12 protein-coding genes are annotated in these 12,666 nt (G+C 61.9%); 5 read left to right on the top strand and 7 right to left on the bottom strand.

Annotation, left to right across the window (positions count from 1 at the left end; translation table 11 throughout):
- Positions 1-4: 4 nt before the first annotated feature.
- On the bottom strand, positions 5-1,252 hold the full coding sequence (locus BHD07_RS28675; RefSeq protein WP_338284011.1) for an MFS transporter: 1,248 nt from the start codon (positions 1,250-1,252) through the stop codon (positions 5-7).
- Positions 1,253-1,484: 232 nt separating this feature from the next.
- Between BHD07_RS28675 and BHD07_RS28670 the strand changes: the two genes are divergently transcribed.
- Complete coding sequence (locus tag BHD07_RS28670) at positions 1,485-1,778, top strand: YggT family protein (RefSeq protein WP_003531184.1); 294 nt, start codon at positions 1,485-1,487, stop codon at positions 1,776-1,778.
- Between the two features lie 719 nt (positions 1,779-2,497).
- Here BHD07_RS28670 and ppa read toward each other — a convergent pair.
- Positions 2,498-3,031 (bottom strand): inorganic diphosphatase, encoded by a 534-nt coding sequence (gene ppa, locus BHD07_RS28665; RefSeq protein WP_003531185.1) that lies wholly within the window; start codon positions 3,029-3,031, stop codon positions 2,498-2,500.
- A gap of 157 nt (positions 3,032-3,188) precedes the next feature.
- On the opposite strand from ppa, the gene BHD07_RS28660 reads away from it, so the two are divergent.
- Positions 3,189-3,791, top strand: coding sequence for a hypothetical protein (locus tag BHD07_RS28660; RefSeq protein ID WP_338284010.1), 603 nt, complete (start codon positions 3,189-3,191; stop codon positions 3,789-3,791).
- A 46-nt stretch (positions 3,792-3,837) separates the two neighbouring features.
- Here the strand turns inward: BHD07_RS28660 and BHD07_RS28655 are convergent, their stop codons facing one another.
- From BHD07_RS28655 to BHD07_RS28640, 4 genes are all read right to left on the bottom strand, one after another.
- Positions 3,838-4,344 carry a GNAT family N-acetyltransferase gene (locus BHD07_RS28655; RefSeq protein WP_018097322.1) on the bottom strand — a complete coding sequence of 169 codons (507 nt, stop codon included), beginning with the start codon at positions 4,342-4,344 and terminating at the stop codon, positions 3,838-3,840.
- Between the two features lie 230 nt (positions 4,345-4,574).
- A complete protein-coding gene (gene typA, locus BHD07_RS28650) occupies positions 4,575-6,401 on the bottom strand; it encodes a translational GTPase TypA (RefSeq protein WP_338284009.1) in 1,827 nt (608 codons plus the stop codon).
- A 135-nt stretch (positions 6,402-6,536) separates the two neighbouring features.
- Positions 6,537-8,099 carry an alkaline phosphatase D family protein gene (locus tag BHD07_RS28645; RefSeq protein ID WP_338284008.1) on the bottom strand — a complete coding sequence of 521 codons (1,563 nt, stop codon included), beginning with the start codon at positions 8,097-8,099 and terminating at the stop codon, positions 6,537-6,539.
- Between the two features lie 328 nt (positions 8,100-8,427).
- Positions 8,428-8,649 (bottom strand): KTSC domain-containing protein, encoded by a 222-nt coding sequence (locus BHD07_RS28640; protein WP_100672766.1) that lies wholly within the window; start codon positions 8,647-8,649, stop codon positions 8,428-8,430.
- A gap of 124 nt (positions 8,650-8,773) precedes the next feature.
- Here BHD07_RS28640 and BHD07_RS28635 point away from each other — a divergent pair, with 124 nt between their 5' ends.
- Positions 8,774-10,081 (top strand): amidase, encoded by a 1,308-nt coding sequence (locus BHD07_RS28635; protein ID WP_100672765.1) that lies wholly within the window; start codon positions 8,774-8,776, stop codon positions 10,079-10,081.
- Between the two features lie 60 nt (positions 10,082-10,141).
- Here BHD07_RS28635 and BHD07_RS28630 read toward each other — a convergent pair whose 3' ends face one another.
- Positions 10,142-10,303 (bottom strand): hypothetical protein, encoded by a 162-nt coding sequence (locus BHD07_RS28630; RefSeq protein ID WP_100672764.1) that lies wholly within the window; start codon positions 10,301-10,303, stop codon positions 10,142-10,144.
- A gap of 277 nt (positions 10,304-10,580) precedes the next feature.
- On the opposite strand from BHD07_RS28630, the gene BHD07_RS28625 reads away from it, so the two are divergent.
- Together BHD07_RS28625 and BHD07_RS28620 are read left to right on the top strand one after the other, a co-directional pair.
- Complete coding sequence (locus BHD07_RS28625; RefSeq protein WP_338284007.1) at positions 10,581-11,081, top strand: hypothetical protein; 501 nt, start codon at positions 10,581-10,583, stop codon at positions 11,079-11,081.
- A gap of 284 nt (positions 11,082-11,365) precedes the next feature.
- Positions 11,366-12,661 (top strand): PAN domain-containing protein, encoded by a 1,296-nt coding sequence (locus BHD07_RS28620; RefSeq protein WP_338284006.1) that lies wholly within the window; start codon positions 11,366-11,368, stop codon positions 12,659-12,661.
- The last annotated feature ends 5 nt before the right edge of the window (positions 12,662-12,666 follow it).

Here is a 12,666-nt window from a genome sequence, read left to right as displayed (position 1 = left end):
CCAATCACCCCCTCCGCTGCGCCTCCGGCACATCCAGCGTGTCGATCCGGCGCAATTGCGGAAAGCCGAGTGCCCACAGCAGCGACACGAAAAGCGTGCCTGCGCCGCCGAAGACGACCGCGAAGACCGCGCCGAAGCCGGACGCCATCATGCCGGCGCGGAACTCGCCGAGTTCGTTGGAAGCACCGACGAACACCATGTTGACGGCGTTCACGCGGCCGCGCAGCTCATCCGGGGTCCAGAGCGTGATCAGGATCTCGCGCACATAGACCGAGATCATGTCGGAAGCGCCCATGACGACGAGCGCGGCGATCGATATCCAGGGCGTCGCCGAAAGGCCGAAAACGACCGTTGCGAGGCCGAAGAGGGCGACGCCGACGAACATATAGAGACCGGCCCGATTGCGGATCGGGTGGGCGGCCAGCCACACTGCCATGCCGACCGCACCGACACCGGGTGCGGCCCGCAGGAGGCCGAGGCCCCACGGCCCGAGCGTCAGGACGTCCCGCGCGAAGACCGGCATGAGCGCGACGGCGCCGCCGAGCAGCACGGCGAAGAGATCGAGCGAGATCGCCCCCAGCACGATCTTCTCTGCCTTGATGTAGCGGAAACCCGCGGTGATCGTCTCCCAGCTTGCGGCCGAGGGCGGCGAGCGCCTCGCGGGCTTCGGCACGGCGAAGACCATCAGGGCGCCGGCAGCGAAGAAGCCGAGGCTGACCGCATAGGGCACGGTCGGGCCGAATCCGTAGAGGAGCCCACCAGCCACCGGGCCGACGATCATCGCCGTCTGCCAGGAGGTCGAGTTCCAGGCGATTGCATTGGGCAGGTCTTCCGCAGGCACCAGATTGGGCGCCAGCGATTGGGAAGCGGGCCCCAGAAAAGCCCGCTCTATGCCGAACACGACGAGGATCGCGTAAACCGGCCAGGGTGAAAACAGCCCCGTCACCGTCAAAAGCAGAAGTGCTGCGCCGCAGAGCGTGCTGACCAGCATGCAGATGCCCATGATCGCCCGACGATTGTAGCGATCCGCCACGCTGCCCGTCACGAGAATGAGGACGAGGGAGGGCAGGAACTGGAAAAGGCCGATGAGACCGAGCGAGAAAGGATCCCGCGTCAGATCGTAGATCTGCCAGCCGACGGCCACGGACATGATCTGGACGGCGAAATAGGCGAGCAGGCGGGAGAAGAAATAACGCCGGTAGCCGACATGCCTGAAGGCGGCGAAGCGGTGCGCGGCATGGACGGCCGACATGCTGAAATGCTCCTGCTGCAGGCTCCTGATATCGTCGCCGATCGAACAGCGGGAGCGTGCGGAAATTGAATCCTGCAGCGATCCTTGCGCATCGGAAGACCGCTGAGCACTGCAGGGAAGGGAAGAAAGGCGCGCTCCGTGCCATTGACATGATCGCGCGAGACGGGCCGGCGTACTTGCTCGTTTAGTTCCTAATGTCTACATGTCTGTCAACAACGAATTGGAGACTGGCATGCTTGCTGTCATCGGCACCTTGAATTTCATCATCAACATTGCGTGGTTCCTGATCATCGCCTCGGCCATCTTCTCCTGGCTCTATGCGTTCAACGTGATCAACGTGAACAATCAGGCGATCAACATGATCGGCCGCTCGCTCTATCAGTTGACCGAACCGCTCTACCGGCCGATCCGGCGCGTGCTGCCCGACATGGGCGGCGTCGACCTTTCGCCGCTCGTCGTGCTGGTGATCCTCTATTTCATCCAGCTCTTCCTGAACACCACCATCGCTCCTGCGCTGCTGCGCTAAGGCCTGTTGCGATTGCCGGCACCCATGGCGATGCGCTCGAATTCCTTCGTGCGCCACTGAACGTTTCCTTTGATCGTAGTCGATCAAAGGACAAAAACATGCAGCAGCTCAAAGTGCTGCAGCGACCTTTGCGTCTCGTAAGCCGCGCGGCGCTGTAGGAGGCGTATCGGAGGACTGCATTCTCTCCTCTTTGCGTCATTCCTGTGCTCGTCACAGGGATGAGAGCAGCGCCGCGTCTGCGGCGCGGAAGGAGTTCTTTCAGCCCAAAGACTTGGTCTGGCTGGATTCCTGTGACAAGCACAGGAATGAGGAGATCAAACAAGCGGCGGCGGGTGGCCCGAATTTCAACAGGCCTCAGGAAGGTATCGGAGGACTGCAATCTCTGCTCCACCCTCATCCCTGTGCTCGTCACAGGGATCCAGCAGCGCCGCGTCTGCGGCGCGGGAGGCGTTCTTTCAGCCCAAGGACTTGGTCTGGCTGGATTCCTGTGACAAGCACAGGAATGAGGAGATCAAACAGGCGGCGGCGACGGGCCCGGATCTCAACACGCCTCAGAGCAGGGATGAGGAAAAGTGCGTGCGGTTTCGCCCGCGTCCCGTGCATCGACCTATTCGAGAGTTTACGGCGACCCGACCTAAGATCGTCCTGGTCCAAAGCGCAAAAACCTCCGGATCGAGGTCGAGCCGGAGGTTTTCAGTTTCGGAAAAACAGCGAAACGATTATTTCTTCGTCTTGGCGCGCTCGACCGCTTCCCGGATCAGCTGCTTGGCCATGCTGGCATCCTTCCAGCCGAAGATCTTCACCCACTTGCCGGGCTCCAGATCCTTGTAGTGCTCAAAGAAATGCTCGATCTGCTTGAGGGTGATTTCCGGCAGGTCGGTGTAATCGTGCACCTTGTCGTAGCGCTTGGTCAGATGGGCGGAGGGAACCGCGATGATCTTTTCGTCCTGACCGGAATTGTCTTCCATCATCATCACGCCGATCGGGCGGACATTGATGACGCAACCCGGAACCAGCGGACGGGTATTGCAGATCAGCACGTCGATCGGATCGCCATCGTCGGAAAGCGTGTGCGGCACGAAGCCGTAATTGCCCGGATAGGTCATCGGCGTGTAGAGGAAGCGATCGACCACCAGCGTGCCGGCCTCCTTGTCCATTTCGTATTTGATCGGATGCCCGCCGACCGGGACTTCCACGATTACATTGACATCTTCCGGTGGATTCTTTCCGATGGAAATCGCGTCGATCCGCATGAGCACCTCCAGGGGTCGTTTGAAAAGTCGTCCCGTCGGATAAAGGGAAACATGTCGCGATGCAACATGACTTTGGTTCCGGGCGGGCGGATTTGCTCTAGGCACGCCACGCGGCTAAAAAGGGGCGGGGCTGATATTTATCTTCGCAGGAGAGACAATGCGCCCGAAACTTCGCTGTTTTCTTTCCGCCGCCCTGATCTCTGCGCCTGCACTTGCCAATGACAGCGTCTACACAGACGTCAGCCGCGACAAGTGCCGGCTCCTGCGCGAGTGGGAAGGTGCCTCGTCGCAGAGCCTTTGTCCCGGGATAGGTGACTATCCCGTCCATTTCATCGAGAGCGATATCCGCCAGAGCTTCTTCTTCGGCCATGTCAGGCAAAGCTATCTGGAGAACGGCTTCGAGAGTTTCGGTCCCTTCAACCATGCCGAAACCACCGTCGAATGGCGCCTCGACGACAGCAGGAAGCCGGTCGCCGCCATCCTGCGCTGGATCATCGAGAACCCGGATCCGCAGACGGACAGGAGCACGAAGGCGTTCCAGGGACAGGTTCTGGTGATTTCGAAGGTCGCGCAGAAGGAGGACGGCGACGGCTGCGTCGTCGGCTATGTCGACGCGCTCGCCAATGCCGATGCGAACACGCTGGCCCGCAGGATAGCCGACGAAGAAGCCGCAAGCTTCCGCTGCGGCACGGACCAGGCATCCTATCATGGAAACCGCGGCGAGAAGGCGGGAGAACCCATGCACTTCCTGCCGAAATGAGGCTATCCTAAACGCCCGGACCGATGACAGCGCCTGGCGGCACTCCTCAACTCCAGACGAAGCCGACCTTCTTCAGGTGTTTCTCGCCGAAATCCTCCATCCCTTCGGCAATATCGCGACCGCCTGCCGAATGGAAGAAATTACAGGCGTTCGCGCTGTCTTCCAGGCACCAGACGACCAGCCCTTCGCAGCCGAGCGATTTCAGAAGGCTCTTTGCTTCGCCGAAGAGGACACGCCCGAGGCCGATGCCCTGATATTCCGGCCTCAGATATATCTCGTAGATTTCGCCTTCCTGCGGCAGCGCCCGAGCCCGGCTCAGGCCTAGCGTCGCATAGCCGGCTATCGTGCCGGCGACGTCGACGACGAGAAGGGTCGCCGGTCCGCGCGTGGCCTTGCGCCACCAGGTCTCGTCGCGGCGATTGACCATTCGGACAAGGGGGCGGTGCGGAATGATGCCGCCATAGGCCTGCAACCAGGAAACGCGATGCACGTCGGCGATTGCCGCCGCCTCATGCGGCTCCCCAGGCCGAACCTCGATCGAAACAGTCTTCATGACTTGCGACTCTAAACACACGACGCGGCGGACAGGAATCCCGCCGGACTGTCGCGCGGCGTTAACCCACAGGCAACTTTAACGGCACCTGCCCCAAGGTTAACGCCTTTTTAACTTTATCCGCAAGCCGCCGCGAAAGGCACACACAGCAAAAACCCCGGATCGCTCCGGGGTTCGTAAGATCGACGAAATCAGAAGGGTCGGACTCGCCCTCTCCTCGGGTCCAGCCCTTAAGCCGCGCCGGCCGTCCGCGACTTCTCGAAGCGCTTGCGCTCGTTCGGATCGAGATACATCTTGCGGAGCCGGATCGACTTCGGCGTGACCTCGACCAGTTCGTCGTCCTGGATCCATGACAGCGCCCGGTCGAGCGTCATGCGGATCGGCGGCGTCAGCTTTACCGCCTCGTCCTTGCCGGACGCGCGCATGTTGGTGAGCTTCTTGCCCTTGAGGACGTTGACTTCCAGATCGTTGTCGCGCGTGTGGATGCCGATGATCATGCCGGCATAGACCTTTTCACCTGCGTCGATGATCATCGGGCCGCGATCTTCGAGGTTGAACATCGCATAGGCCACGGATTCGCCTGCGTCGTTCGAGAGCAGAACACCGTTCACCCGGCCGCCGATCTCACCCTTGTAGGGCTGATAGTCGTGGAACAGACGGTTCATGATCGCCGTGCCGCGCGTATCGGTCAGAAGCTCGGACTGATAGCCGATGAGCCCGCGCGTCGGCGCGAAGAACACCAGCCGCACGCGGTTGCCGCCGGACGGGCGAAGCTCTGCCATTTCGGCCTTGCGTTCGGACATTTTCTGGACGACGACGCCCGAATGCTCCTCGTCGACGTCGATGACGACCTCTTCGATCGGCTCCAGAAGCTGCCCGTTCTCATCCTTGTGCATGACCACCCGCGGACGCGAGACGGCGAGCTCGAAGCCCTCGCGGCGCATCGTTTCGATCAGGACCGCGAGCTGCAGTTCGCCTCGGCCCGACACGTAGAACGAATCCTTCTCGGACGATTCCTCGATCTTCAACGCGACGTTGCCCTCGGCCTCCTTGAACAGACGGTCGCGGATGACGCGCGAAGTGACCTTGTCGCCTTCGGTGCCGGCAAGCGGAGAATCGTTGACGAGGAAGGACATGGTGACGGTCGGCGGATCGATCGGCTGCGCCTTCAGCGGCTCGTTGACGGCCGGATCACAGAACGTGTCGGCGACGGTACCCTTGGAGAGGCCGGCGATCGCCACGATGTCGCCCGCATGGGCTTCCTCGATCGGCTGACGCTCGATGCCGCGGAATGCAAGAATCTTGGAGATGCGTCCGGATTCGAGCACCTTGCCGTCCTGCCCGAGGACCTTAACCGCCTGGTTCGGCTTGATCGAACCGGAATGAATGCGCCCGGTGATGATGCGGCCGAGGAAGGGATTGGCTTCCAGAATGGTGCCGATCATCCGGAACGGACCTTCGCCGACGCTCGGCTCCGGAACGTGATCGAGAACGAGATCGAGGAGCGGTGCCAGGCCCTGATCCTGCGGACCTTCCGGCGCGACGTTCATCCAGCCGTTACGGCCGGAACCGTAGAGAATCGGGAAATCGAGCTGCTCATCGGTCGCGTCCAGCGCCGCGAAGAGATCGAATACCTCGTTGATGACTTCCTCGTGACGGGCATCGGGACGATCGATCTTGTTGATCGCCACGATCGGCCGAAGACCGACCTTGAGGGCCTTGCCCACGACGAATTTCGTCTGCGGCATCGGGCCTTCGGCGGCGTCGACCAGAACGATGGCGCCGTCCACCATCGACAGAATGCGCTCAACTTCACCGCCGAAGTCGGCGTGGCCGGGGGTATCGACGATATTGATGCGCGTACCCTTCCACTCGACCGAAGTCGCCTTGGCGAGGATGGTGATGCCGCGTTCCTTTTCCAGTTCGTTGGAATCCATCATGCGCTCGGCGACGCGCTGGTTTTCGCGGAAGGAGCCCGACTGCTTCAGGAGTTCGTCGACGAGCGTGGTTTTCCCATGGTCGACGTGCGCGATGATCGCGATGTTGCGAATGCTCATTTTTTGTCTCGGAAAGTTCGTGGGCACGCGCGACGAGGCAGGTACCGCTTTTCAGTTGCCGCGCTCATACAGGTTTTTTCCCGGAAGCGAAAGGGGGCCGGCGCGCAGGGCTGACCTGCGTGAAGCGCCGCCGGTTCAAACGGACACCGCCGGATCGAGGATTACGCGCCAGAGTTCCCGATCCTGCCGGTCCATCAGCCGCACCGTCATCTGCCGCGTCTGGCCGCTGATATCGACGATGCCGAAGAATTGCAGGCCCGCCGACGGCGGCAGGTTGCTGTCGATTCCTCCGCCCGACGCCTTGATGAAGCGAACCTCGGGGCCGAAGGTCATGTCGAGCTCCTTCGGTCCATAGGTGCCGGAATGCAGCGGCCCGGAGACGAACTCCCAGAACGGCGAGAAGTCCTTGAAGGCGGCCCGCGAGGGATCGTAGTGATGCGCCGCCGTGTAATGCACGTCCGCCGTCAGCCAGACGATGTTCTCGATCGCGTTGTCGCGGACGAAACGCAGGAGATCCGCAAATTCCGTCTCGCGCCCCTTCGGCGCGCCATTGTCGCCATTGGCGATGGCATCCGATCCGCGCCTTGCCGAATAGTCGTCCCAGACGATGAGACCGATCGGCATGTCGCAGGCGATCACCTTCCAGGTGGCGCTGGACGCCGCAAGCTCGCGCTTCAGCCAGTCCGCCTGGCGCCAGCCGAAGAGGTCGCCACCCCCCTCGCCCTGATTGGGGCCGCGATAGGAGCGCAGATCGACGAAAAAGACGTCGAGCAGCGGACCATAGGCGATCTTGCGGAAGATGCGGCCGGGCTCGGTCGGGAGCGTGCGGATCGCCGTCATCTCGTGGAAGGCCCGGGCCGCGCGGGCGGCATAGACGGCGACATCCTTCTCCGGATAGCGCGGGTCGTCGCTGAGATCGGTCGAGGCCGACCAGTTGTTCAGGACCTCGTGGTCGTCCCACTGATAGAAGGTGGGACATTCGGCATGGAGCCTCCGCACATGCTCGTCGAGCAGGTTGTACTTCCACTGGCCGCGATATTCCTCGAGCGTGCGCGCGACGTCGCGCTTCTCGGGCGTGACGATCCGGTTCTTCCACATGCCGCCGTCGCGCAGCCTGATCTCGTCGGGGATGGGATTGTCGGCATAGATCGTGTCGCCGGAATGAATGAAGAAATCCGGCTCGTGCAGCCGCATGGTCGAATAGGTCTTCATGCCGATCTCGTCGATGCCCCAGCCCTGCCCCGCCGTGTCGCCGGACCAGACGAAACGCACGGAGCGGCGCCGCAAGGGAGCCGTCCGGAAGCGCCCGACGACCGGTTCGGAGACGCGATTGGCGTCGTAGAGATCGGTCGCGACGAAGCGATAGAAGATGTCCTGGTCCGGCAGCAGCTTGTCGAGCCGGCACTTGACGGCGCAGTCGGTCAGCGGCGTCGCATCGATATCGGCAAGCCTGACGGCATTCGAAAAGCTCTCCGTGGTCGAATATTCGACGGAAACGCGCGCCGGCCGATCGACCCGCGTCCAGATCATTCCCGAGCCCGTATCGACATCGCCGGACTGCACCCCATGGGCGAATTCCGGCCGCCCGTAGCCGCGCGCATAGAACGGCGTGGCGAGACCGGAAGAAGCGACAAGACCGGCGGCGCCGGCGGAGAAGAGGAAAGAACGCCTGGTGAGGGTGTTTCGAAGAGCGGCCAATCCCTGCCTCCGGTTCCGTTTCGCGAATCGTCGGTTCTCGCGAGCGGACCATTGGCCAGCCGGATGTCAGCGGCTTTACAGACGGATGAAACTATTCGGACGGTTTGGCGACAGTTCTGTGAAACGGGCTCGGGCTACCCGCCGCCGCTTGTTCGATTTCCTCATTCCTGTGCTTGTCACAGGAATCCAGCCAGACCAGTTCCTTGGGCTGAAAGAACGCTTCCCGCGCCGCAGACGCGGCGCCGCTCTCATCTTTTACAAGCACAGAGATGACGAAGGAGGAGGAGATTGCAGTCCTCCGAAATGAATCTCAGTAATGAAACAGGCCTTAATGCAGGAACCCGTAGTGATGGCGGATGTGCTGGTTGAAATAGTTGCCGGCGGAATCCGCATGCAACAGTTCCTCGTAAACCTCTTCCGGAACGTCGAGGTAGTGATAGGGCCTGCGGTTGCCGAGGAACCAGACGCTCAACGTCCGGCGCGGCGCATCGTATCTGACCTCGTGGATGGCGGAGGAGTCGAGGATTGCGGAGGATCGTAGAATTCGCATCGGCGTCTTCCCGATTGCTTGTCGCTATCGGCCCCTATTGTACATCAATCGTGCGATCCTTTAAATATTGGAGCGCTTCCAAGGACTTCCATCCGGACTTGGCCCGCAATTCACGAGGTCCTCCTTGCCCCCGTCAGATATGCCCTGCCGCGACCGACTCGAAACCGTTCTCGCCCGACTTGACGGGCGGCGGAACGATGAATGCGTTTTTGTAAAGCTCTATCGGGAGCGAGCCCGCGCGGAAGCGGACGCTGCCGAAGGGAGGCGGCGCGAGGGCAGGAGCCTCGGGCCCCTCGACGGGCGGATCGTCTCCATCAAGGACCTCTTCGACATCGCCGGCGAGCCGACGCTTGCGGGCTCCATCATCCGCCGCGCGGCGCCTCCGGCAACAGCGGACGCGGCGATCGTCCGGCGTCTCCGCGCGGCCGGCGCCGTCATCATCGGCAAGTCTCACATGACGGAATTCGCCTTTACCGCCGTCGGCCTCAATCCGCATTACCCGGTGCCCGGCAACGCCGTCGACCCGAGCCTCATTCCCGGCGGTTCCTCCTCGGGTGCCGCTGTCTCGGCGGCGGAGGGCACGAGCGAGATCGCCATCGGCTCCGACAGCGGCGGCTCGGTGCGCATTCCGGCCGCCCTGCAGGGCCTGGTCGGCTTCAAGCCCACCGCCCGCCGCGTATCTCTGGAGGGCGCCTTTCCCCTGTCCCCCAGCCTCGATTCGATCGGCCCGCTTGCGCGCACGGTCGCCGATTGCGCGGCCGCCGACGCGGTCATGGCCGGCGAGACGCCGAGGCCGCTCGAGCCCGTGCCGCTCGCCGGCCTGAAGCTCGGCATCCCCGAAGGCGCCCTTCTCCAAGGGCTTGCGCCGGAGATTGCGGCGGCTTTCGAAAGGAGCCTGCAGGCACTCTCCCGTGCGGGTGCGAAACTCGCCGCATGCAGGATCGACGATCTCCTTGCCCGCTTCGCCGAGGCAACCGCGATCGGTTCGCTCGCCGGTCTCGAGGCAAGCCGTGTGCACGCGGGCTGGCTCCCGGACGACAATGCGCCGGTCGACATCCGCGTAAAATCCACATTGCGCCGCCGCCTCACGGTCCCCGACGCCGCGATCCAGGACCTGCTGCGGACGCGGCAAGAGCTCATGCGCGCCATGGACGAGCGGCTGGCACCGTTCGATCTTACGCTGCTGCCGACCACACCCATCCCCGCCGTCAGCATCGCCTCGGTCGAAGAGGACAGGAGGGAATACCGCCGCGTGGAGGACCTGCTGCTGCGCAACACTCAGGTTGCCAACCAGTTCGACCTGACCGCAATAACCCTGCCGATGCCAGGCTCGAGCCGGCCGGCAGGGCTGATGCTGATGGGCCGGCACGGCGCGGACGCGATGCTGCTTGGCGCTGCGGCCGCAATGGAGGGTCTGCTCAAGAACGGGTGAACGGCTTCGCGTTTCCGCGCGCAGGATGGCCGTTTGCGTGCAGGCTTTACCGGCGATGCCTCAATGCATCGACCGGCTCGACCATTCCTCATTGAGAATCCGAAACGCGTCTTCGAGCGCAGCGACCAGCACGTCGGTCAGCTCGCCGCCGTCATTGTTCATGAGGTACAGGGCCACGGTCGCATCCTGCGGCTCGCCGTAGCGCTCAACATCGTCAGACATCGAATCGTCCTTCCTTCGCCGCATTCATTACGGCTGTCGGGCGACGTTAGAAAGGCTGACTTGTGCAGAACTGGAGCGAGACCGGCTTTCAAACCAAGGTTCGGCGGACACCGGATATTTCGCTCGCCCCCATTCTCCCGGCGCGCTGGAGCACTTCCAGGAAAGTGCGTAACGGTTTTCCGTCCGAAACTGCGTTGGACCCGTTAGAGAATTTCAGTGTTTCTATGAAACGTTGAAATGCTCTACACCGCCCGGGAAAGTCACAAGCGGAGCCAAGATGGCGAAGAAAACCAAAGGCGACGACGCCCCCTACCTGCACCGCCTCAAGGCCGAATTTCCGGAAATCCACGCCGCGCTTGCCACCGGCAAAATCCCCTCGCTGCGCCAGGCGCTGGTCCTCGCCGGCCTGAAGCCGGAGCGCAGCCGTCTGGAGAAGCTCAAGAACTCCTGGACGAAGGCAAGCGATGCTGAACATGCAAGCTTTCTCGCCTGGCTCGTCTCCAAAGGCGCGCTGCCCGCCGCCGCCGCCCCGCCCGAAGCCGGCCCGCAGCCCGCCGGAACCCCGATCGCCAGCGGCCGCTACCTGCTTCCCTCAACAATTGCCGGGATCAGAACGATAATGACCCGCCGCGGGCTGAAACCTGCCGACGTCATGGCCGAAATGGGCTTCCCGCCCGACGGCCGCCCGCTTGCCCGGGCGCTGACGCGCAACGCCAGTTTGAGGCTGTCGGTGATCGCGGGATTGGAGGCGTGGCTCAGCAGGAATGCGGGGGAGTGATGCGGGCCCGGCAGACTGGCGCCAACACGGCGCCAGCATCCGGCAGCGGCACTGCGGCGATGAATTACAACCGCATTTAGAAACAGGGGTGCGAGACTCCCCGAGCTTGGGGTCCTCGCCATCATGACCTTCAAACGGATGTTGTCGATCACGAGTAGGTCGCCCTGGGGAGAAGCCAAGGATTATCCCGGCACGCAAACATCAACTGCTCGTGACGATTGACGTCGGCCATCCTTGTCATCAAGCGCCAGTTATAGTTTCATGAACGGGCTGAGGGGCTAGGTATGCGCAAGACAATTCGTTCCGCCGTCATGGGCGTTTTCGCCACGCTGCTTGTCGCGGCAGCGACAGAAAAATCGTTTGCCGAAGACCAGAAGTTCGGCCCTTTCGTGGTCGCCAGCACAAAACCAGAACTCATCGCGCTGAACGGCTTGATTGATGCGGGCTCAGCACTGAACTTCCGGCGTGCGCTTCAGGCTGCTCCGAATGCCAAGCTGATCACACTCAATAGCCCCGGTGGCAACGTGCAGATGGGACTGCTGATCGCCGACGACATCCATCAGCGAAAACTCGCAACGTACATCCCCAAAGAAAGTAAATGCTATTCAGCATGTTCTTTCGTCTTCCTGGCCGGCAAAGAACGTAAAGTCGACGGAGAGCTCGGCGTGCATCAGCTATCCTCAGACTCGCCGGACCTCGTCGGCGCGCAGCTCGCAATCTCGGACATCCTCGAAGTTCTGAATCGCTTCAACACGCCGATGGATGTGATGCACGTCATGTTCAAGACGCCGCCTGACGACATTCATGTGTTCAGCCAGGACGAGATCACTCGGTACGGCCTAAACCGGTCTGGAGACATCCGGGCACCGACCGTCGTTAACGTTCCCGCAAGACCGAGCGGCGGCGCAGCAAGTGCGGATCGATTGTCGACAAAGACGATGCCAGGGGCATCCACCTCCGACTCGATGACATCTAGTTCTCTGCAGGCAGGTCTTAGTCCTCAAACGAAGTTGTCCCCTATCGAGGAGTTCACAAAGCGCCCGAATAGGATCGCAATCTACACCGGCCTAGATCTCTTCGGTGACGATATCTCGTCGATCCGAGTCGACGAGGCGGCGGCGTGCGCAGAAAGTTGTCTACTGATGAACGGGCAGTGCAAGGCCTTCACCTTCAACACCGATCCAAAAATCCGGAAGGGGCCGAACTGCTTTCTGAAGGCCAGCGCAGGCCGGGCCGACGGTAATAGCGTGGCGTTCTCCGGTCGCTTTCTCAGCGGCGCCGATCCCGATCCACCGACATTCACCCTGGGAACCATTGACCCGCAAACCGCTCTCTTTCACGACGTCGATTTGCCTGGTGGTGATCTTTCGCGATATCCGCACCGGGCGGCGAGGACGCCTCTCGATTGCAGACTGGCCTGCGTGGATGAGACGCAATGCGTTGCCTTTACCTACATCAAGGCAAAAAAGGAGTGCTGGCTGAAAGGTGCGATCGGAAAACCAATGTTTGGGAGAAACATGGTTAGCGGGCTCAAGACGCTCGAAACATATTCACCTGCACGAGTCTTGAGCCTTGATTGAGGAAT

The organism is Sinorhizobium sp. KGO-5 (assembly GCF_036245905.1).
Classification (GTDB): Bacteria; Pseudomonadota; Alphaproteobacteria; order Rhizobiales; family Rhizobiaceae; genus Sinorhizobium; species Sinorhizobium meliloti_A.
This window is presented reverse-complemented; position numbering and strand designations above follow the sequence as displayed.